The following is a 20,930-nucleotide window of genomic DNA, read 5'->3' on the forward strand; positions in this document are numbered from 1 at the left end:
TTCGTCGGTGCCGACGATCCCCGCGTCGAGCGACTCCGCCGTCTCGGCTCTCTCGGCTAGTCAGGCGCGGGTCACTCCCACTCGATCGTGCCCGGGGGCTTGCTGGTGACATCGAGGACGACGCGGTTGACCTCGTCGACCTCATTGGTGATGCGGGTCGACATCCGTTCGAGCACGTCGTACGGGAGCCGTCCCCAGTCGGCGGTCATGGCGTCCTCGCTGGTGACCGGGCGCAGCACGATCGGATGGCCGTAGGTGCGGCCGTCGCCCTGGACACCCACCGAGTGCACGTCGGCCAGCAGGACCACCGGGAACTGCCAGATCTCGGCATCGAGACCGGCCTTGGTGGTCTCCTCGCGCACGATCTTGTCCGCAGCCCGCAGGATGCGTAGACGGTCGGCGTCGACCGCACCGACGACGCGGATCGCGAGACCGGGCCCGGGGAACGGGTGCCGCTCGACGATGCCGGCGGGGAGGCCGAGCTGACGGCCGACCTCGCGGACCTCGTCTTTGAAGAGCGTCCGCAGGGGCTCGATCAGACCGAACTCGAGATCCTCGGGCAGCCCGCCGACATTGTGGTGGCTCTTGATATTGGCCGCGCCCTCACCGCCACCGGACTCGACGACATCGGGATACAGCGTGCCCTGCACGAGGAAGCGCACCGGCTGACCCTCGGGGGCCGCCTCCACGACCTCGCGCTCGGCCTGCTCGAAGACGCGGATGAACTCGCGGCCGATGATCTTGCGCTTCTCCTCCGGGTCGGAGACACCGGCGAGGTGGCCGAGGAAACGATCGACGGCGTCGACGACCTTGAGCTTGACTCCGGTCGAGGCGACGAAGTCCTGTTCGACCTGTTCGGCCTCCCCCTCGCGCAACAGCCCGTGATCGACGAACACGCAGGTGAGCTGGTCGCCGATCGCACGCTGGACCAGGGCGCCTGCGACCGCGGAGTCGACTCCCCCGGACAGGGCGCAGATGACGCGAGCATCACCGACCTGCTCGCGGATCCGCTCGACCTGCTCGTCGACGATATTGACGCTTGTCCACGTCTGCCGGCAGCCGGCGATCTCGAGGAGGAAGCGTTCCATGATCCGCTGTCCGTGCTCGGAGTGCAGGACCTCGGGATGCCACTGCACCCCGGCGAGACCGCGGCCGACATCCTCGAAGGCCGCGACGGTGGCGCGCGGCGAGGTGGCGTTGACGGTGAACCCATCAGGTGCCGCGACGACCTCGTCGCCGTGGGACATCCACGACACGAGCTCATCGGGCAGTCCTTCGAGGAGGGTGCCGGGCTCCCTCACGGACACCCGGGTGCGGCCGTACTCGCGCTGACCGGTCTTGGCGACCTCGCCGCCGAGGGCCTGAGCCATCGCCATGAAGCCGTAGCAGATGCCGAACACCGGCAATCCGGACTCGACCACCGTCGGATCCAGTCGCGGCGCCCCGGACTCGTAGACCGACGAGGGTCCGCCGGACAGGATGATGGCCTTCGGTTGCTTGGCGAGCATCTCCTCGGCCGGCATCGTGTGCGGGACGACCTCGGAGTACACCTTCGCCTCGCGCACGCGCCGGGCGATGAGCTGGGCGTACTGAGCGCCGAAGTCGACGACGAGGACGAGGTCATGTTCTGGGCTCACCCCTCGATTCTAGGGAGCCCCCGCTGCGGCGGGGAATGCGGCCGTAACCTCCCCACGGACGTGTCGTTGGGCACAGTGGGTTCGGCACCGATTTCCCTCCCTCCCGGCCGGACCCCGCGCCCGGGGGGCGCGAGAGAGCCCGACCCGATCACTCCCTTCGGGTCGGGTTCTCGTCCGTCAGCAGCGGTCGTCGAGCTCCCGCAGGTAACAGAGCATCCGATAGTCGGTGCCAGGCTCGATGTTGACGAAGCCGTGCCGCTCATAGAAGCGCCGGGCGTCGACATCGATCTCGTCGACATTGATGTGCATCTCGCCGCCGCCACGGGCGATCACCTCGTCGACGGCACGTCGCAGCAGCATCGTGCCGATGCCACCGCCACGCAGGGACGGCACGACGTAGAGCTCGTCGAGCACGGCGAGCGGTCCGTCGCAGTACACGGTAGGTCTCAGCGTCACCACGGCGTATCCCGTCGGATCGGCAGGAGGCCCGGAGAGGAGGACGAAGGCCGAGGAGTGGGCCAACAGGGCGCGGAAGCGCGGGAGCAGCTGCTCGTAGGCCGGGGTGGGCGTCTCGAACTCGACGGCGAAGTCGACCTGCAGACGGGCCGCGACCTCGGCATCGGCGACCGTGGCCAGGGTGATCGCGTGGGCCTCGGTCATGGACGGCTCCCGTACCGCCCGGCATCGCGGATCTCTCCGACGAGCTCCTCGAGCACATCCTCGAGCATGACCACACCCAGTACGGTCCCCGAGCTCTCCTCCGCGACCCGCGCCATGTGCGATCCACGCGCCTGCATCGTGCGCAGGGCGTCCAGCAGGCCGACCGTCGATCCCACCGTTGCCAGCGGCCGCACCCACTTGTCGGCGATCGGGGACGTACGGATGGTGTCATCGGTCGCCAGGACATCCTTGATGTGCAGGTAGCCGACGAGCTCCTGCTCGGCGTCGACCACCGGGAAGCGCGAGAATCCGGTCCGCGCGCAGGCGACCTCGACATCGGCGGGTGTCGCAGCGCGATCGATGGTCACGATCGTGTCACGGGGCATGAGGACGCGGGCGATCGTCGCGTCGTGGAAGTCCAGTGCTCCGGTGACGAGGTCGTACTCGTCCTCATCGAGGAGTCCCTCGCGGCGCGACTCCTCGACCAGGCCGGCGACCTCGTCATGCGTGAAGGTCGATGCCACCTCGTCCTTGGGCTCGATGCCCATGAGCCGGACCGCGCCGTTGGCGATCGCATTGAGCGCGATGACCAGCGGCTTGAGCACCCCGATGACGCCCAGCATGAACGGACCGAGCACGAGCGACGCCCGGTCCGGGGCGGCGAGCGCGAGGTTCTTGGGCACCATCTCGCCGTAAACCACGTGGAGGAACACCACCAGCGTCAGCGCGATCACGAAGGAGATCGGGTGGACGAGCGTGGATGGCACATCCAATAGCTCGAAGCCCGGTTCCAGCAGATGGGCGATCGCCGGTTCGCTGATCGCTCCGAGCCCCAGTGAGCACATCGTGATGCCGAGCTGTGCCGCGGCCATCGCCAGCGTGACATTCTCCATCGCCTTGAGCGCGAGCCGCGCGGAACGCCGTCCGGACTGCGCGAGGGGCTCCAGCTGTGTGCGCCGCGCGGAGATCAGCGCGAACTCCGAGGCCACGAACAGCGAGTTGAGCCCGAGCAGCACGAAGGTCAGTCCGATCGCCCACCAATAGCTCACTGCTCGCCCCTCACCTGGACCGAGATGTGCTGGGTATTCGTCGATCGGAGCCCGTTCCTGTTGACGAAAACGGAGCGAATCTCGGACCTTCGCTCGTTACGCTCGCTCACTGCTCACCGCCGATCGACTCCTCGACGGTCATCGACACGCGGTCGATGCGGCGTCCGTCGACTCGTTCGACGGTCAGCGTGACCAGCAGCGGCACGAGCGACTCCTCATCGCTGTCCGGGGTCTGCGTGAGCTCCAGCACGACCTGATCCCCGCGGTCGGCGAGGCGTCCCAGGCGCTCGAGGACCAACCCCGCGATCGTCTCGTAGTCCTCGCTCTCGGGGAGGGCGATCTCGGTTCTCTCGAAGACCTCATCGGGTCTCAGCAGCCCCGACAGCGACCAGGTGCCATCGCGACGGTGCCGACTGTGCGCCGACAGCCGGTCGTGCTCGTCGGCGATATCGCCGACGATCTCCTCGACGAGATCCTCCAGCGTCACCACACCGTCAGTACCGCCGTACTCGTCGAGCACGATCGCCATCTGGTGCCCCTCCTCACGCAGCAGCGCGAGCAGCGGATCGAGCTCGATCGAGTCCGGGACGGTGGTGGGCGGGTCGGCGATCTCCTCGACCCGGACCGAACGACGGCGGTCGACCGGCACGGCGACCGCCCGCTTGATGTGCGCGATGCCCACGATGTCGTCGGGCGACCTGCCGATCACCGGGAACCGCGAGTGCCCGGTCTGACGAGCCGCCTCGATGAGGTCCAGTGCGGTGTCGTGCTCGTCGAGGAAGCGCACTCGCACGCGAGGCGTGCGGACATCCGCGGCGGTGCGGTCGCCGAAGGCGATGCTGCGAGCGACCAGCTCGGCCGTCTGGTCGTCGATGGCACCGTGATCGGCCGAACGCAGGACGAGCGATCGCAGCTCGATCGGCGAACGGGCCGAACGCAGCTCCTCCTGCGGCTCCACGCCGAGCCACCGCAGGGTGTTGTTCGCCATCTGATTGAGGCCGCGGATCGGCCAGCCCATCGCCCGGGTGAACCAGCGCTGTGGCAGCTGGGTCACCACCGCGGTGCGATAGGGCAGGGAGAGGGCGAAGTTCTTCGGGATGAGCTCACCGACGAGCATCGTGACGATGGTGCTGAGCGCGAGGGCGATCCCGTAGCCGGCGGCACGCAGGCTCCCGCCGGACAGACCGAGGGCCGCGAGCGGGTCGTGCAGCAACCGGCCGATCGCCGGCTCCGCCAGATAGCCGATGGCCAGATTGGTGATCGTGATGCCCAACTGCGCGCCGCTGAGCTGAGTGGAGAGCGTCGTCAGCGCCTTGCGGGTGCCCGCGGCGCCGCGCTCCCCCGCGGCCGCGCGTCGGTCGACGGTCGCGCGGTCGACGGTGACGAAGGAGAACTCCGCGGCGACGAACACGCCGCAGCCGATCATGAGCAACAGGGAGGCGGCCAGCAGCAGCCATTCGGTCACGGCGGTGATGTCCTCATTCGACGGATCGTCACGTCCCACGTCGGTGGTCCGCTAGGTCGCCACTGTACCCTCAGATGGCAGCATTTCTACCGTGGGGAGAGAACCTACCGTGCCCATGTACCAGTACCAGTGCACCGACTGCGGGGAAGGCCTGGAGGTCCGCCAGAGCTTCTCCGACGACGCGCTCACCGAGTGCCCGGCGTGCAAGGGCCGCCTGCGCAAGGTGTTCGGCGCCGTCGGCGTGGTCTTCAAGGGCTCCGGTTTCTACCGTAACGACAGCCGCTCGGGCTCGTCATCCCCATCCAGTGACTCGTCATCGAGTACGTCCGCTTCCGGTGAGTCCTCGAGTTCGTCGTCCTCGTCGAGCAGCTCCTCGACGACATCCTCCTCCGCCCCCTCGAGCGGCGCCGCCTCGACCGGCAGCTGAGCCGGGGCCGCTGCGCCGACCCTGTGGACGACCGAGGACGGATCGGCCTCCTCCGCCCTAGGGTCGCGGCATGGAGCGCCTGTCACGCCTGATCGCCGATCACCGCCGCTCGCTGTGCGCCGTGCTCACCGGACTGGCGGTCTTCTTCGCCCTTGCGACCCTGTCGGAATCCCCCGCGACCACCCAGGTCGAGGTCGCGGCGCGGGATCTGCCGAGCGGTCACCGGCTGACCGCCGATGACATCCGCGTCATCGAGGTACCCGAGGAGGCCGCCGTCGAGCACCGGCCCGAGGAGATCGCCGGGCGTCAGGTCGCCGGCCGGATGCGTGCGGGCGAGCCCTTCACCGACCATCGGGTGATCGACCCGCGGTCCTTGCCCGAGGGCATGGTGCTCGCGAGCGTGGTCGTCGAGCCGGAGGTGGCCGCCTTGGTCAGGCCCGGTGATCGCGTCGATGTCCTCGCGATCGCCGACGGAACCGACGAGGAGGAGCTGACCCTCGCCACGGCGGCCTCCGTCGTCCTCATCGAGGAGGCGGATGCTGGGACGGCCGTGGGGGTCGAGGCCGCCCCGGAGGCCGCCGCCGCGATCGCCCGTGCCACCCTCGTGGGCAGGCTCACGCTCGTCCACTCCCTCGGGTGACTGGTCCATCACGGCACTGGGGCATTACAGTTCACCTGATGGCTTTCTCCACCAGGGGGTAACGCAGACATGCTCAAGGGCTTCAAGGACTTCCTGTTCCGCGGCAATATCGTCGACCTCGCGGTCGCGGTGGTCGTCGGCACGGCCTTCACCGCGCTTGTCGCGGCCTTCACCTCGTCGTTCATCGACCCGCTCATCGCCTCGCTCGGCGGGGTCGACGCTCAGGGATTCGGCTTCCGAGTCCTCGGCGACAACCCGAACACCTTCATCGATATCGGCGGCTTCATCAACGCGGTCATCACCTTCATCATCACCGCCGCGGTGGTGTACTTCATCTTCGTCGTGCCCTCGAAGCGACTGCTGGAGCGCCTGCAGCGCGGCGAGGAGCCCGAGCCGGAAGGCCCGACCGAGGACATCCTGCTGCTGCGCGAGATCCGCGACGCGCTCGCCGGAGGGGATTTCGAGCGCGGGTCCGATACTCCCCCGGCCGACCGCACGTAGCGGTCAGCTCCCGTGGTGCGGGGGCCGATCGCGTAGGATCTCGCGTTCGCGCGATCCGGTGTCGTCGCCTCCCGGATCGCGCTCGTCGCTCGTCGTCTCGGGCATCAGATCGCCCAGCAGTTCCGCGGCGCGGCGCAACCGCTGCCGGCGTTGCGATGCGGTCTCGTCAGTCACGGGCGGGGAACCAGTCCTCGGTGAGTTCACGGTGGCGCGGTCGCCATCCGGTGCGTTCGGTGAAGAGTGCTGAGCTGACGCGATGCGAACGGGTCAGCATCTCCATCTTGTCACCGCCGAGTTCGACGATCCAGGGAGCGAGGAAGTCCCCGTGCTCGCGTCCGGCGGCCACCGCGATCAGATCCGCATAGGTCCGTCGGCGCAACGGCTCCGCTCCGACATTGTAGGCGCCGGGCGGGGCCCCGAGTGCCGCCACCACGGAGGTGCCGATGTCGTCGGGATGGATGACGTGCATCCATCCGTCCGGGTCGCCGAGGGCGAAGGGCTTGCCGCGCCGGGCGCGGCTCAGCACATAGCGCGTATTGCGGTCATCGCCGACGATGAGCCCGTAGCGCAGCCGCACCGACACACCGCCGGTCTGTTCGATCGACCGGGCATGGTCCTCGGCGATGACGAGAGCCTCGGTGACCCAGGTGACGTCGACCGGCGAGGACTCATCGATCCACTCGTCCCCCCGCCCCTGGTAGATGAAGCTGAGGCTCTGCTGCACGAACCGCGCGATCCTCAGCTCGCGCGCCATCTCGGCCACGGTCGCCGCGCCCTCTCGGCGCAGGCGATTGACGGCGGTCAGCGAACCGGGACGGTAGGCGGTCGCGCCGATCGGGATGCGGGTGGCGAAGTTGACCACGACATCGCAGCCATCCATGCCCGCCCGCAGCGCGGTCGGATCGAACACGTCCCCGTACCAGGCCTGTCCTCCATGACGCTCCACGAGCTCGGCAGCACCGGGACTGCGCACCAGACCGACGACATCGTGCCCGGCCTCGACCAGGGCGTCGACGGTGGCCAGACCCATGACGCCGTTGGCGCCGGTCAAGAAGACGCGCACGGCCTACCCCACCAGGTCGACGATATCGGCGATCGAGTCGACGACGCGGCTGGGCCGGTAGGGGAACCTTTCGATCTCCTCACGGCGCGTGGAGCCGGTCATCACCAAGATGGTGCGCAGGCCGGCTTCCAGCCCGGAGAGCACATCGGTGTCCATCCGGTCGCCGATCATGACCGTGGTCTCGGAGTGGGCCTGGATCTGGTTGAGGGCACTGCGCATCATCAGCGGATTGGGCTTGCCGACGAAGTAGGGCTCGATCCCCGTGGCCCGGGTGATGAGCGCCGCGACGGAGCCGGTGGCCGGCAGCGGTCCGGTCGGCGAAGGCCCTGTGGTGTCGGGATTGGTGGCGATGAAGCGGGCACCGCCGACGATCAGCTGGATCGCGCGGGTGATCGCCTCGAAGGAGTAGGTGCGGGTCTCCCCGAGCACGACGTACTCGGGATCACGGGAGGTCATCGTGTACCCGACGTCGTAGAGCGCCTGAGTCAGCCCGGACTCGCCGATGACATAGGCGGTGCCGTTCTCGCGTTGCTCACTGAGGAACTTGGCCGTGGCCAGGGCGCTCGTCCAGATCGCACCCTCGGGTACGTCGATGCCGCTCGTGCGGAGCCGGGCGCGCAGGTCCCGCGGGGTGTAGATCGAGTTATTGGTCAGCACGATGAACTTGCGGCCACTGTCGCGGAGGGCGCGGATGAACTCCGCCGCACCGTCGATGGCGCGTTCCTCGTGCACGAGGACGCCGTCCATGTCGGTCAGCCAGTTCTCGATCGATTTGTCCATGTCACCCATTGTCGCCTACCGGCTCAGCCGGACAGGCCGAAGAACTCGGTCATGAGTGCTGTGATGTTGATCGAGCGGGTGCTGCTGCCGAGGCCGGGCAGCGAGGGGCCTCCGGGCCAGTGGTGCCCTTCACCGTCGATCACGTAGAACACAAGGCGGCTCTCGTCGCGACAGACATCCCATCGGGTCACCTGGACGTCCTCGGCGATCTGCTCGCGTTCGACGTGCGCGCAACCGTCGTGCACGGCCCACGCGTTCATGACCTCGGTGGCCGGTTCGACCCACTGGATGACGGTCTCACCGCCGACGAAGGGCACCACGGGATCGGCAGTGCCGTGGGCGTAGATGATCGACGCGGGCGGCGCGCCACCGCAGCGTTCTGGCACGTAACCGGGAGCCGCGACGGCTCCGAAGGCCTTGAATCGCAAGCTCGGGAGACAGGCGGCCGCGAAGGTCATGGCCGATCCGTTGGAGAAGCCGGTCATGAAGACGCGTTCGTCGTCACCGCACCAGGCGTCGACGACGTGCTCGCGCAGGTCGGCGATGAAGGCGAAGTCCGATCCGTCGACCTCCGGTCCGGTGGAGAAGTCCCAGAGCGCGGGCGTCCCCTCGGCCTGGGGGGCGATCACGATGAAGCCGTACTGCTGCCCGTACTCGGGGAAGCCGGTGTAGGCCATCGCGGCGGTCGCCTCTCCCCCGCGGCCGTGCGTGACGAAGACCACGGGAAGACGCTCGCCGTTGAACCCGTCGGGAATGTCGACTACGAAGCGCCGCTCCTCGCCGTCGACATCGAGCGTGTGGGTGGAGGTGCCGGGCTCGGGCACCTCGCACGCCCCCGTTGGCCCGGCGTTCCAGCTGGGAGCCGGCGGCGGCGAGGGGGCCGGAGCGGGTTCCCTCGCGCACGCCGCCACCGATGCGCTCAGGACGAGCAGCACGATGATCCGTCGAAGCACGCCACGAGTGTGCCACTGTCGACGCCGAGATTCGACGCGACGATCCCCCGTGGGATGATGTTCGCGTCGCCTCCGTAGCTCAGGGGATAGAGCACCGCTCTCCTAAAGCGGGTGTCGCAGGTTCGAATCCTGCCGGGGGCGCTTTGTGATCTCTCAAGAGATCGGAGACACCCGGACCTGCGGATGCAGGTCCGGGTGTCGTCATTTCTGGGGTTGGTAGTCGCGTTCTGGGTTGATTTCCAGGTCGCGGAGGAGTTCTCCGGTGGCGGCTGCGACGACGCGGACGTGGAGGTCGACCACGAGCAGGATGACGTGGGTTCGGGCGTGGGTTCTGCCGATGCCGATGTGGTGGAGTCGTCCGGCGATGCGCAGGGTGACGACGCCGCTGGCGTCGACGCGGTCGTGTCGGATCCGGGTGTGGGTTTCGGCGTCGCGGCTGCTCGAGGGCAGTGCTTTGGGGAGCGCGTCATATCGGCTGGCGGGGGTCGCTCGGTGCGGGAGTGAGCGGTGCGGCCGATGGTGGTTGTAGTGCTCGACGAACTCGTCCAGGAGTTCCTGCAGCTCGGCGAGCGTGGCCGGCTGCCGCGGTTGGGCGCGGAGCCATTTCTTGAGGGTCTGCTGGAACCGTTCGACCTTGCCCTGGGTGGTGGGGTGGTTCGCTCGGCCGTTCTTCTGGATGACGTGGAGGCGGCGGAGTTCGTTCTCCAGGGCGTTGCGGCCGGGCCGGCTCGCGAATCGGGTGGTGAAGACCATGCCGTTGTCGGTCAGGGTCGACGCTGGGATTCCAGCAGCTCTGACGGCTTCGCGGAACGCGTCGCGCACGATGATCGCGGTCACGACGCGGCGGGCGGTGACACCGATGGCTTTGCGGGTGCAGTCGTCGAGCCAGGTCAGGATCTCGACGCCCGTGCCGTCGGTGAGGCGGTAGTGGGTGAAGTCGGATTGCCAGCACTCGTTGGGTAGGGAGGCCTCGAATCGGACGTAGGAGGACTTGGGGCGCTTCTTCGGTGAGGGTTCGACCAGGCCGGCGCGGGTCAGGTAGCGGCTGATCGTCGCTGGCGAGACGGTGGTGTCGTGGTGGTGTTCGAGGTGCCAGGCAATGGTGTCGGGGCCGGCGTCCAGGCCCTGCTCGGACAGCTCGTGTCGCAGGCTCACGATCAGCTCGACCACCGCTGGGGCGATCGCGCTCGGTGAGCTCTTCGGACGACGGGACCGTGGCTCGAGGGCTGCGTCGCCCTCGGCTTCGTAGCGGGCTTTGAGCTTGTAGACCCAGGAGCGGTGCACGTTGTAGCGGACGGCGACCTCAGCAGGTGACTGGTGCTCGACGAACAACGCGGTGATGACCAGACGAGCCTTCGACATGCCCGAGCATCAACCCACCCCGGGTGTCTCCGATGTCTTGAGAGATGTGTCGCCGATGTCCTGAACCAGCACACTGCCGGGGGCACACAATGGTCGAAGTTTGAACATGCGACACCGCAATCAGCGGTGTCGCATGTTTGAGCGAGCCCGGTGTACGAGCTGGGATCCTTCGCGCGGTTGCAATGCACCCGGGCCGGCCTGCGCGGGGGCATCCCCGTCGCGCCGCTCGGGCTCGCCTACTTCGCCACCGGTGTCGCCTGCGCGGGCATGGCACAGACCGGCGACGGCTGGTGGTACCTGCGGATGGCCGTGTGCTGGTGGACGACGCTCAAGCTCATCGGCAACGCCCTGTACGCCACAGTCATCCTGCCGACCGTCCGCGCACAAGAGAACCTCGCCGTGCGCCGCGCCATCCGTGAAGAACAGCGCGTTGCAGCCAACGAGGACCAGCCGCGTCAGGTCTGGACACGTGACCGCCGCCTCCAGCTCACCCGGAAGTACGTCACGACCTGATCACCAGCGACGTGAGGGCGACACGATGACCGGGAGATGTGATCAGGGTGTGCGGGAGTCGAGGAACGCGCGGGGCGTCATGATCTGCGGGCGATCCACGTCGAGTACCAGGAAATGCTTGTCACCGGTCACGATGACATCGACGTCGGCGGCGAGCGCGGCGTCCAGGATGGGCTGATCGTCTACGTCGGCGATCGCCAGACCCTCTGAATCAGGTTGGTCGGGCTCGGCCAGCTCGTACTCGATGCTCGCCAAGAGGGTGTCGAGCGCGGGCAGCAGATCGGGACGCTTGCGGGAGACGACCTCGTGCAGCTCGTCGATGATCCATTGGGTCAGCGCCAGTCGCTCGCCGGCCAGCACGTGAGCCAGCACCTCGCCGGGAGCCGAACGCGGGAACAGCAGTGCCGAGATGACGACGTTGGTGTCGACCGGCACTCGGATCACGAAGCGCGGCCCCAACCTCGGACCTCATCGACCAGCGCCTGCACGTCCCCGTCGTCACGCACGCCGAAGTCCTCGGCCGCGTCGGCGAACGTCTCCTGCGCGCCAGCCAGCGCCGCCAAGGCCGCGTTCGCCACGACGACCTCACCGTTGGGCTTCTCCACGAACAGCACCTTGTCGCCAGGCATCAGCCGCAGGCGACGTCGTACTTCGGCGGGCACGGTGATCTGCCCGTTGGCCGACAGCTTCGCCAGGTTCATCAGGACACTCGATTCTTGAGAACTCCGAGTTTACCCGTCCGGGCCGGGAGCGACCAGAGTCTCCTCACAGAGCTCGTACCTGACTGGTGTGACGGCGTCGATACGGTGCTCAGCGCGGGTGAGGGCTATCGCTACCTGCTCAAGACGGTCGCGGCCGGTGATGGTGATCGGGACATGTCGTTCCCGTTGACCCGCTACTACGCGGAGAAGGGAACTCCGCCGGGTCGCTGGCTCGGGTCGGGGTCTGCCGGGCTTCGGCGGCGACATCGGCGTGGGCGAGGAGGTTACCGAGAAGCAATTGCGCCGTCTGCTCGGCCAGGGGCGTTACCCGGTCACGGGTGAGGCGTTGGGGCGGGCGTATCCCCGGTTCAAGACCACTGCCAACGCCCGGGGCGAACCCTGGATCTGCTGGCCGGACCGGCCGGGACCGTGAAGACCACCACACTCGGTGCGCTGCGCCGTGCGTGGGAACGCGAGCACGGAATCGGGTCGGTGGTCGGGCTGGCACCGTCGGCTGCCGCTGCCGACGTGTGGGCCGCGGACCTGGGCATCGGCACGGAGAACACCGCCAAGTGGCGTCACGAGCATCGCGAGGGCCGCTGGGATCTTGCGGCCGGTCAGCTCGTGCTGGTCGACGAGGCCTCCCTGGCGGGCACGCTCGCGTTGGAGGAAATCGCCTCCCATGCGGCCGAGGTCGGAGCGAAGATCGTGCTCGTCGGCGATTGGGGTCAGCTGACCGCCATCGACGCCGGCGGCGCGTTCGGGATGCTGGTCCGTGACCGCGGCGCCGCTCCCGAGCTGACCGACGTGCGCAGGTTCAGCCATGAGTGGGAGAAGACCGCCTCGCTGCGTCTGCGGCTCGGGCACGCCGACGTCATCGACCCCTACGATCAGCACGGCCGACTACTCGGCGGCGACCATGACGACATCCTCGAGAACGCCTACGCCGCCTGGCAGCACGACACCGCCGCCGGAAAGACCAGCGTGCTGATCGCCGAGACCCTCGATACCGTCACCAGCCTCAACGCCCGCGCCGGCACCGACCGCGTTCTACGTCGCCACCGACGCTGCCCACCTCGAAGAACACCAGAAGCACGACGGGCCCGTGACCGCCGCCACCGTCGCGCGTGCAGTGGTCCAACACGAGGGCGCCGAGAAGTCCGCACACGAGACCATCACCGCCGAACACGAAGCATGGTCCTCGATCGGGCATCTGGCCGACCAGTAAGAGACCATCGCCCAGCAAGCCCAGGCCGAGAAGGTGGAGACCGTTCTCGCCGGCTCCGGGCTCACGCTCGCCCAGGTGGAGGACCTGATCGACTCCGAGGCGTTCGGCTCCCTGATCGCCGAACTTCGGCGCGGGCAGGCAGGCGGCGCCGATCCCGCCAATCTCATCACCCGAGCCGTGGCCGCCGGAGGGCTGGAAGGCCAGGCCGACCTCGCCGCGACCTTGCGCAACCGCGTCAGACGCCTCGCCACCACGTCATCGGGCGGCACCCGCCGCCCACGCCGCCCCCGTTACATCGCCGGACTCATCCCCGAAGCAACCGGTCCCATGCCCGCCGACATGACCCAAGCCCTTCGTGAGCTGAGAGAACTCATCGAGCACCGCGCCACCGCCCTCGCCGCCGCCGCGGTCAGCGGCGGGCAGGCGTGGCTACGCGACCTCGGAGCCGCGCCCACTCGTGTGGCTAACCGGGCTTCGTGGGAACGGGAACTCGCCACCGTGATCGCCTACCGCGACCGCTACGGCATCACCGATCCGTCAGCCGCGCTTGGACCCGCCACCGGGACGCAACTTCAACGCGCGGACCGGCAGCGCGCCGACGCCGCCCTCCGCCGGGCACAGCGCCTCACCGCCGCATCCGCTCCCAGGTGACGTCCCAGGGAGTGGATGCTCCTATAGAACAGAGACCCGACCTGTCAACGATTTCGGTCAGTTCTAGACCTAGAACGTGTGCGCCGCCCCCGGGGAGGGATCCCCGGGGGCGGCGCATCCGTCGCGCGCTATACCGCGCGACGGCGGAGTATCAACACGGCACTGCCTCCGAGCCCGAGCAGGGCCGCCATGATCAGCGTCCAGCCGAGATCTTCCATTGAGGCGCCCGTCCTCGGGAGACCGCCACCGGGCACCGCGACCTTCCCGGGATCGTCCGCATCAGACGGCGCGGGCTGCGGACTCTGGTTTCCGGGGTCGCTCCCGGAACCACCGTCGTCGCCACCACCAGCGCCGGGGTCGTCGATACGGATGTCGCCCCAGCCGATCAGCTCGCCCTCGGCATCGACTGCGGAGATGCGATGAGTACCCGTGGTCCCCGCGGGGATCGTCACCGTGTAGCTCCCGGTGCCGGTCACCCGCGTCCATCCCAGGAACTCCGGCGCCCCGTGGAAGAAGGTGCCGACCCACGTGTCGGCATACTCCCGGGGGAGCACGACCTGATAGGTGTCGCCTTCGACATGGGTCACGAGCAGCTGCCCGCGGTTATCGCTGGTCAGCACGGGAGCATCGGGAGTCCCCTGAGGCTCCTCCTCTTCACCCGGATTGCCCGGCTCCTCGCCACCACCGTCGTTGTCCTGCACGGTGAGCGTCGCCGCCTCAGAGGTAGCGGTGCCGACGGAATTGGCGAAGACCGCGCGCACCTGAGTCCCACTCTGCGATAGCGAGACCGACTCAAGTGCGAGCGTGGATCCCGTGGCACCGTCGAGATCGGCCCATTCGGTATCGGCAGTGCGGGTCTGCCACTGCACGGTCGGCTCCGGGGATCCGACCGCCTTGGCCATGAACCGTGCCGTCTCACCCGGGCGTGCCGTCTGATCGACAGGCTGCTCGACAACCACGGGAGCCGTCTGTTCGGCCGCCCAATCGGCAGTCGCCGTCAGGCGCGTGATGTCACGGACCTCGACCCGGAGCACGGCTCCTTCCGCTATGCCGCCGGAGTAGGTGGCTTCCGTGCTCCAGTCACGCGCCAGCGTGGAGGTCCCGCTGCCATCGACGGTGAAAAAACGGTACTCATAGTCGCGCGTCTCACCGGCGGCCTCGGTCACACCACCCTGAGGCACGGCGGTGAACTCCGGTGCCTGCTCCTCGCCTGCTGCCGTGAGCGTCACGCCGAGCGGCGAGTAGGGCTTGAGCTGGGTAGCCGGATCCAGTCCCGCATTCGCGAGTCCGGCTACCGCCGCATCCCAGCCGGGCGTGCCCTCGGGGGCGTACACCACCGGGCTGGACGGGGTCGCATACGCGCTCATGCTCAGCTTCTCCAGATCCCCGGACACCACGATGGTCTGCGGTGTCTGCTGGGTGACATCCACTTCCTTCATGCCCGGCCCGAAGTACGCCGTCTTATTCACGACATTCCCCGAACCGAAGCTATCGTGGAAGACTGCACCCTTCGCCCCGCGGACGACGAGATGCTCAAGACTCGTGCCCATCATCCAGAAGCTATCGAATTCACGGATCTGGGTACCGAAATCGAGTTCTCGTAGAGAGCTGTTGAAATAGAACCCGTTGACGGACTCGAGGCTGTCCGGCAACACGACATCACGAAGAGACGATGCGGAGTTGAACGCTCCCGTACCGAGCTTGCGCACCCCCTCAGGGATCACCACCCGCTCCAGTGAATTGTTGTTCCGGAACGCCTGTGAGCCGATCTCGACGGTTCCGTCCACCACGGTGTACTCGGTGCCCTCACGCGTGGGCAGCGAGAGTTTCAGCACCAGACCGTCGGGCTCCCGCCCATAGAACACATTGTCATCGGCGAAGAAAGTCTCATTCGCCGGGTCGACCGTGAGCGTCTTGAGCTTGGGATTCCCGGTCAGCACATTCGTGCCGATCTCGGCCACGGAAGCTCCGAAGTGAATGCTCGTGAGATTCACCGAGTTCATGAGAGCCGAATCGCCGACCTTCGTGACCGAATCGGGCACGACGAACTCGGTCAGTGAGTTGTTGTACGCGAAAGCGCTCGCGCCGATCTCTCGGAGCTGATCTCCGAACTCGATCTGCGACAGCTTGTCAGCATAGGCGAAAGCATCGGCGCCGATGCTCTCCACACCAGGGAGGGAGATCCGCGCGAGCTGGCCATTGTTGACGAAGGCACTCGCGTGCAGGGTCCGCAGCGATCGCGGGGCCTGTAGTTCCGTCAGCTGTGCGGCGCTGAAGGCACTCGAACCGATCGTTTCGAGCCCTTCGGGAAGCACCAGGCGCTTCGCCCGGGTTCCGAGGACCGCCCACGACTCGATCGCGGTGGTCCCCTCAGGCACGGTGAGGGTGTCCCCGGTCAGTTTCGCCGCCGGATAGGCGATCATCCGCTCACCGGACCGGTCATAGAGGATGCCGTCGCGCTCACTGTAGTGGGCTGTCCCGGGAGCGACCACGAAGCGCTCGAGGCTCGGGGTCGCCGGACCCGAACCCTCAGCCGTGAACACGCCGATCAGCTGATCCTTGCCGACATTCTTGCCGATGACTGCTTCTTCGAGTGCCGGGTTGTAGGCGAAGGCGGCATGTCCCACATCCGTCAGCGAAGCGGGCAGTGTCACGGATACCAGCGCGGTCTGCACGAAGGCCTGCGCGCCGACCGACTCCACCTGCCCCAGGTCGACCGACCGCAGCGGTGCACCTCCGAAAGCGCCGTCGCCGATCGTTCGGGTGCTCTCGGGAATCGACACGGCACGCAGCCCGGAAGCGGTGAAAGCGTACGGTTCGATGCTGACGAGTGACTCAGGAAGATGCACCTCGCCCAGACTGGAGGTACGCGAGAATGCCGATTCGCCGATCTTCGTGACCTGATCGCCGAAGGTCACCTCGGTGAGGGTGTTCACGGCCTCGAATGCCTGGGAAGGGACCTCCGTCAGGTTCTCGGGCAACCGAATCTGCTGCAGTAGCGTCTCCGCGAAGACACGGTGACCCATGCTCCGCACCGAATCGGGCAGTTCGATGGACTTCAACGCCTGCGAGGACACAAAGGCCTCGGCACCGATCGATTCGAGGCGACTTGCCCGGCCCTCCTCCGGGGCGTCCTCGATCACGACCTTCTGGAGCACGGGCATCGCCGCGAACGCCGCGTCACCGATGCGCTCCACAGTGTGAGGGATCTGCACCGATGTCAGAGCGGTTTGCGCGAATGCTCCCTCGGCGATCTCGCGGACTCCCGTAGGGATGCTGATGACAGAGCGGCTCCCCCGGTAGCCGAGGAGCACTCCATCTTCGATGGCATAGTCGGCATAGTCGGCCTGCCGGACGGAGACCGGAACGGCCGCCACGAAGTCCCGGCCATCGGCATTCGTGACCGTCGCGGTGATCTCGGCCTCGCCGAGGGCTCGCGCCGAGACGGTGCCCTCGTCATCCACGGTGACGATGTCCTCATCCGAGCTCTTCCATACCGGCGTTCGGTCGCGCAGGCTCGGCGCGAGTAGTGCCGTCAGGGTCTGCTCATCGCCTTCTCCCAGGGTCAGTGCCCCCGGACTGATGACGACGCCCGTCTCCTCGCTCACATTGGCGACTGTCACCGTCGTCGTGGCAGCGAAATCGGTGCCGCGAGCTGTCGCGGTGACCAACGCCTCGCCTTCGGCCACGCCGGTGAGCATGCCGCCACCGTCGACCATCACCACATCGGGATGATCGGAGACCCAGTCGATCTCGGTGGCGACGGCATTCTCCGGCAGCAGCGATGCCGTCAGCTGCTGGGTCTGGCCCGCGAACAACTGCACATCCGTCTGGTCGATCTCGATCCCCGAGACCGGCGACTCGAAGAGCGTCACCGTCAGCGGCGTGCTCGCATTCAGTCCGTAGTCCCAGACGTAGAGGACCGCGGTCGACGGAAGTTCACGGTCACGGTTCATTTCACTTTCCGAGTACTTCCACGACTCGCTGATCTCGCTCAGCGGGATGGTGAGTTCATACCGCTTCTTGCCCGAGTCGTCAGTCGACGTCGGATCGTCGAGCACGGTGCGATGGAAGTACCCTGCACCGGCGTACTCCTGCAGATCCACCGCGGCGATCCAGCTGTCGTCGCTGAGTACCACGCTGAGCGCCGCGTCATCTCCGCTGCCGACGAGTTCAGCGGATTCCACCTTGGCTGGCGTGTTGTCGTAATAGATGTTCGACTCGACGCTCTGGGTGGCGCTACCGGGCCCACTGGATGTGGCGGTCTGGCGCAGTGTGTAGGTGCCGGATTCGAGTTCGGTGTCCTCGGCATCGAAGGCGCTGAGGACGGGCTTGGGGGAGAGCCGGCTCTCGGCGTAGAGGATGCTGTCTATTCTCGGCTCGTAATAGGACTTCGCCACCTTCGAATAGGAACGGTCGAGGATGGACGCATCGTCCTCGTCGCGGATCAGCTCATAGGTCAGCTTCTCGGCATTGCGCAACAGTCCCGTGACCGGTTGCACCTGGTTCGGGCTCGGACCGTAGCGGGTCGGCGACATGACGAAACGGTCCTCATCGACGTACTTCTCGGGCTCGAGAAGCGCCATGTCCTGCGCCTGCTGGTCCAGGGGGTTGACACCCAGGGGCATGCCGTCGCCGAGCTTGGCGAGGGCCGACCCGTAGATGTGCGCCTCCCCGCTCGCGATCGAAGCATCGAAGACCGGAGCATCGGACCAGTCGCCGTAGAATCCGACGAACGGCACCGTGAGGTCAGGGACGGTGTCGGAATTGAGCCGCACGAAGCCATCGATGAAGGTGCCGTTGACGGCTTCCTTGACCCCCTCCTTGAAGGCATCATTCGCGGTGATCGTCACGCTCACCCGGGCTGAACCATTCGCCGGTACCGTCAGCGAGTTCGCCTCGGCATCGCCGCCGAAGGTGATGTCCACACCCTGATCGGTCCAGTCGACCTGGTCCTTTTGGAAGAGTCCATCCGCGATCCGGTCCGACAGGGCCGTGGCATCGAGCTCGTATTTCTGCGCGGCGTCGCTGAAATTGCGCGCTTCGAAGGTGAACTCATAGGTTCCCTCGCTGCTGTCGCCGAGCGAGGCCGATGGGCGCGAGTCATTGGGGGCGCCCTCCACGGAGAGGACGACCGGTGTCGTCATCGCACCCGGGGCGTTGACCAACCCGGCGCCTTGCACACGAGGCGTGTAGAGGATCCCGTCGGTGCGGGGGTTCTCGATGGGAACCGCGGTATTCATCAGGATCTGCGATGCCAGTGACGAGTACTCGGACTCCTTCACGTCCTGGAATTCATCGCTCTGCGCGAGATGCTGTTTGACGAGAGCGAGAATGCCGGCGGTTTGGGGGGCCGACATCGATGTGCCCGACTCCCAGTCATAGCCGCCGGGAACCGCAGAGTAGATCCGACCACCCGGTGCGGTGAAATCGGGCTTCAACTCCAGTTCCGGTGTCACACCGGCGCTGGTGAAGTCCGACATGGTGAAGTGGTCCCCCGCGACATCGAGCAGCGAGCTGTCGACTGTCAGGGTGCGATCGGCGGCCGCGAGGAGTGCCTCGCCGGCGGCCTTGGAGATGAGGGCGGCGGGAATGGTACCGGAGCTGACAGCAGGCGTGGCGAGAACCTTATTGTCCTCGTCGTCGATGAAGATCACCGCCGCGGGATCGACGATGCCCTGAGCGTTGACGAGCTTGTGCTCGAAGGACAGGCGCTCGCCGGCTTCCTCGCCTCCTCGACGCACGAGCAGGATGGTCTCGGTCGATGCGGTACCGGAGTCTGCGATCTCCTGTGAGGCGCGCCGCATGTCCGCGGAGGTTCCAACTCCTGCATCGACATAGGGATAGGTGCCGTCAGCGAGTTCGGAGAAGGCCACCGCGACACCGCCGGCCGTCGGCTGGGCACTGACGTAGTGCGCGCGGGTGCCGTCGCTGCCCCGGACATATGGCCGGGCCTCGGCATTGTCCACGCTCGCCACCGCGAGGGTGTCGTTCAAGCTGGCGGGCGAGCCGACGATGCCGTAATCGGGGTCCGTGACATAGGGCAGTGACGCGCCGCTGGTGTTGTTGACGGCGGCTGTATCGGAGTTCCCGGCCGATACGTTGACGATCACGCCTTCGGCGCGCAGCTCGGCGTAGATGGAGCCGTAGAGTCCTTCACTGTCCGTGCTGAACCCCGCCGTGGATCCCAGGGACATGTTGACGACATCGGGGAGGACGACGGCTGCATCGTCGAGGGCTCCGAGGAGGGCCGTATCAGTCGCTGCTCCGTCTCCATCCCGGAACACCTTCTGCACCATGATCTGCGCGTCTGGTGCTGTTCCGCGGATCTGCTCTCCCCCATTGGCCGCGGCGATTCCGGCGACATGTGTGCCGTGGTACATGCCGTCGCCGTCGGGCGGGTTCACCTCCGCATCATCATCGGCGTAGTCGTAGGCGAAGGGCACCTTCGGACTGACATATGCGGCCTGGTTACCGATCCCGAGGTCGTCTCGCAGGCCTTCCAGCCCGTCCTCGTCGAGTCGCGCCTCCTCCGGGTCGATATCGCCGGAAAAGGCCTCATGCCCGGTCTCGAGCCCGGTGTCGATGACACTGATGAGCATGCCTTCGCCTTGCTCGTCGACGCGATCTGCCCCGGTCATCGCGAGCGATGAACCGTTCACATATTCATAGGGGCCCGTCTCGAAGGCGGCATCCTGGGTCTTGACGGGGGCCGGGTAGACCGTCTCGATGAAGGCCGATTCCACCCCCGCGGACTGCCGCACGGTTTCGAGCGCCCACCGTGGCGCCTCGATCGCGAATCCGGTGAAGGCATTCTCGAAGCGACGCACCACCGATGTCTCGGCATGTTCATAGCCCGCGGTGCTCGCAGCCTCGACCACCGCATCCGATACCCGCTTCTCGGTGCTCCGGAAATCGAACAATCCGCGGGGCTTGGAGACGACGATCATCGTCACGGCCTCTTCCGGGTCCTCGCCCTCGGGAAGCAGGCGACCCGGCTGGGCGGGGTCGCCCCCCGAAGCATCCGAGCCCGGCTGGCGGGAGTCGTCGCCCGCTCCGGGGCCCTCGACCGGCGCCTGGACCTCGACGGCCGGTTCGAGGAGGCGCTCGTCGGGGGCTTCGCGCGGCGCGGCGGCCACCGGGGCCGATCCGGTGCCATGCAAGACGAGGGCGGCGCCTATCACACCCGCCAGGAGGGAGGCGGTGGTCAGGATGACGATGAAGCGACGCAGGAATCGCGTCCGTGAGAGGGGCGCACGGGAGGAGACTGAGCGAGGGGAGTCGGACACAGCGAGTGACT

At 67.2% G+C, this 20,930-nt stretch carries 19 protein-coding genes and 1 tRNA gene; 7 read left to right on the forward strand and 13 right to left on the reverse strand.

Annotation, left to right across the window (positions count from 1 at the left end; genetic code table 11):
* Positions 1-71: 71 nt before the first annotated feature.
* The 4 genes from guaA to BHE97_RS12865 form a co-directional block, all read right to left on the reverse strand.
* On the reverse strand, positions 72-1,637 hold the full coding sequence (gene guaA, locus BHE97_RS12850) for a glutamine-hydrolyzing GMP synthase (protein WP_087624440.1): 1,566 nt from the start codon (positions 1,635-1,637) through the stop codon (positions 72-74).
* 177 nt (positions 1,638-1,814) lie between these two features.
* Positions 1,815-2,297 carry a GNAT family N-acetyltransferase gene (locus BHE97_RS12855; RefSeq protein ID WP_087624441.1) on the reverse strand — a complete coding sequence of 161 codons (483 nt, stop codon included), beginning with the start codon at positions 2,295-2,297 and terminating at the stop codon, positions 1,815-1,817.
* A complete protein-coding gene (locus tag BHE97_RS12860) occupies positions 2,294-3,346 on the reverse strand; it encodes a hemolysin family protein (RefSeq protein ID WP_087624442.1) in 1,053 nt (350 codons plus the stop codon). The genes BHE97_RS12855 and BHE97_RS12860 overlap by 4 nt, the downstream gene beginning before the upstream one ends.
* Positions 3,347-3,452: 106 nt before the next feature.
* A complete protein-coding gene (locus tag BHE97_RS12865; RefSeq protein ID WP_236757680.1) occupies positions 3,453-4,850 on the reverse strand; it encodes a hemolysin family protein in 1,398 nt (465 codons plus the stop codon).
* Positions 4,851-4,920: 70 nt separating this feature from the next.
* Between BHE97_RS12865 and BHE97_RS12870 the strand changes: the two genes are divergently transcribed.
* From BHE97_RS12870 to mscL, 3 genes are all read left to right on the forward strand, one after another.
* A complete protein-coding gene (locus BHE97_RS12870) occupies positions 4,921-5,238 on the forward strand; it encodes an FmdB family zinc ribbon protein (RefSeq protein WP_087624443.1) in 318 nt (105 codons plus the stop codon).
* A gap of 70 nt (positions 5,239-5,308) precedes the next feature.
* Positions 5,309-5,878: an SAF domain-containing protein gene (locus BHE97_RS12875; RefSeq protein ID WP_087624444.1), complete on the forward strand. Its 570-nt coding sequence runs from the start codon at positions 5,309-5,311 to the stop codon at positions 5,876-5,878.
* A 69-nt stretch (positions 5,879-5,947) separates the two neighbouring features.
* The gene (mscL, locus tag BHE97_RS12880; protein ID WP_087624445.1) at positions 5,948-6,379 is read left to right on the forward strand and encodes a large conductance mechanosensitive channel protein MscL; all 432 of its coding nucleotides are present in this window, start codon (positions 5,948-5,950) and stop codon (positions 6,377-6,379) included.
* A 3-nt stretch (positions 6,380-6,382) separates the two neighbouring features.
* Here mscL and BHE97_RS20150 read toward each other — a convergent pair whose 3' ends face one another.
* Genes BHE97_RS20150 through BHE97_RS12895 form a run of 4 tightly spaced genes read right to left on the reverse strand, consistent with a single transcriptional unit; the run spans position 6,383 to position 9,175 of the window.
* A complete protein-coding gene (locus tag BHE97_RS20150) occupies positions 6,383-6,553 on the reverse strand; it encodes a hypothetical protein (protein WP_170931408.1) in 171 nt (56 codons plus the stop codon).
* Positions 6,546-7,442 carry an NAD(P)-dependent oxidoreductase gene (locus BHE97_RS12885; protein WP_087624446.1) on the reverse strand — a complete coding sequence of 299 codons (897 nt, stop codon included), beginning with the start codon at positions 7,440-7,442 and terminating at the stop codon, positions 6,546-6,548. Before BHE97_RS12885 ends, BHE97_RS20150 begins: the two co-directional genes overlap by 8 nt.
* Positions 7,443-7,445: 3 nt before the next feature.
* Positions 7,446-8,231: an HAD-IIA family hydrolase gene (locus BHE97_RS12890; protein WP_087624447.1), complete on the reverse strand. Its 786-nt coding sequence runs from the start codon at positions 8,229-8,231 to the stop codon at positions 7,446-7,448.
* A gap of 14 nt (positions 8,232-8,245) precedes the next feature.
* Entirely contained in the window at positions 8,246-9,175 is a 930-nt protein-coding gene (locus BHE97_RS12895) for a PHB depolymerase family esterase (RefSeq protein ID WP_140400152.1), read from the reverse strand.
* A 68-nt stretch (positions 9,176-9,243) separates the two neighbouring features.
* Between BHE97_RS12895 and BHE97_RS12900 the strand changes: the two genes are divergently transcribed.
* Positions 9,244-9,316, forward strand: a tRNA-Arg gene (locus tag BHE97_RS12900).
* A gap of 60 nt (positions 9,317-9,376) precedes the next feature.
* Here BHE97_RS12900 and BHE97_RS12905 read toward each other — a convergent pair.
* Positions 9,377-10,537, reverse strand: a complete 1,161-nt coding sequence (locus BHE97_RS12905) for an IS481 family transposase (protein WP_087624449.1) — start codon at positions 10,535-10,537, stop codon at positions 9,377-9,379.
* 150 nt (positions 10,538-10,687) lie between these two features.
* Between BHE97_RS12905 and BHE97_RS12910 the strand changes: the two genes are divergently transcribed.
* On the forward strand, positions 10,688-11,050 hold the full coding sequence (locus tag BHE97_RS12910) for a hypothetical protein (RefSeq protein ID WP_087624450.1): 363 nt from the start codon (positions 10,688-10,690) through the stop codon (positions 11,048-11,050).
* A 42-nt stretch (positions 11,051-11,092) separates the two neighbouring features.
* On the opposite strand, the gene BHE97_RS12915 is transcribed toward BHE97_RS12910, so the two are convergent.
* The 3 genes from BHE97_RS12915 to BHE97_RS20715 form a co-directional block, all read right to left on the reverse strand.
* Positions 11,093-11,494 carry a putative toxin-antitoxin system toxin component, PIN family gene (locus tag BHE97_RS12915; protein ID WP_170931409.1) on the reverse strand — a complete coding sequence of 134 codons (402 nt, stop codon included), beginning with the start codon at positions 11,492-11,494 and terminating at the stop codon, positions 11,093-11,095.
* Complete coding sequence (locus BHE97_RS12920) at positions 11,491-11,751, reverse strand: AbrB/MazE/SpoVT family DNA-binding domain-containing protein (RefSeq protein ID WP_087624452.1); 261 nt, start codon at positions 11,749-11,751, stop codon at positions 11,491-11,493. Before BHE97_RS12920 ends, BHE97_RS12915 begins: the two co-directional genes overlap by 4 nt.
* Before the next feature lie 324 nt (positions 11,752-12,075).
* Positions 12,076-12,576, reverse strand: a complete 501-nt coding sequence (locus tag BHE97_RS20715) for a hypothetical protein (protein WP_236757681.1) — start codon at positions 12,574-12,576, stop codon at positions 12,076-12,078.
* 280 nt (positions 12,577-12,856) lie between these two features.
* Here BHE97_RS20715 and BHE97_RS20990 point away from each other — a divergent pair, with 280 nt between their 5' ends.
* On the forward strand, positions 12,857-12,979 hold the full coding sequence (locus BHE97_RS20990; RefSeq protein WP_272896912.1) for a hypothetical protein: 123 nt from the start codon (positions 12,857-12,859) through the stop codon (positions 12,977-12,979).
* A 33-nt stretch (positions 12,980-13,012) separates the two neighbouring features.
* Positions 13,013-13,630 (forward strand): hypothetical protein, encoded by a 618-nt coding sequence (locus BHE97_RS20720; RefSeq protein ID WP_236757682.1) that lies wholly within the window; start codon positions 13,013-13,015, stop codon positions 13,628-13,630.
* A gap of 128 nt (positions 13,631-13,758) precedes the next feature.
* Here the strand turns inward: BHE97_RS20720 and BHE97_RS12935 are convergent, their stop codons facing one another.
* Positions 13,759-20,919: a leucine-rich repeat protein gene (locus BHE97_RS12935; protein ID WP_087624455.1), complete on the reverse strand. Its 7,161-nt coding sequence runs from the start codon at positions 20,917-20,919 to the stop codon at positions 13,759-13,761.
* Positions 20,920-20,930 lie beyond the last annotated feature (11 nt).

It is taken from the genome of Aeromicrobium sp. PE09-221, from assembly GCF_002174305.1.
Lineage (GTDB): Bacteria > Actinomycetota > Actinomycetes > Propionibacteriales > Nocardioidaceae > Aeromicrobium.

Coding starts and splice junctions, on each gene's coding strand:
- mscL (WP_087624445.1), top strand. CDS start 5,948: ATGCTCAAGGGCTTCAAGGACTTCCTGTTCCGCGGCAATATCGTCGAC.
- BHE97_RS20715 (WP_236757681.1), bottom strand. CDS start 12,576: ATGGCTGAACCTGCGCACGTCGGTCAGCTCGGGAGCGGCGCCGCGGTC.
- BHE97_RS12855 (WP_087624441.1), bottom strand. CDS start 2,297: ATGACCGAGGCCCACGCGATCACCCTGGCCACGGTCGCCGATGCCGAG.
- BHE97_RS12905 (WP_087624449.1), bottom strand. CDS start 10,537: ATGTCGAAGGCTCGTCTGGTCATCACCGCGTTGTTCGTCGAGCACCAG.
- BHE97_RS12890 (WP_087624447.1), bottom strand. CDS start 8,231: ATGGGTGACATGGACAAATCGATCGAGAACTGGCTGACCGACATGGAC.
- BHE97_RS12875 (WP_087624444.1), top strand. CDS start 5,309: ATGGAGCGCCTGTCACGCCTGATCGCCGATCACCGCCGCTCGCTGTGC.
- BHE97_RS12920 (WP_087624452.1), bottom strand. CDS start 11,751: ATGAACCTGGCGAAGCTGTCGGCCAACGGGCAGATCACCGTGCCCGCC.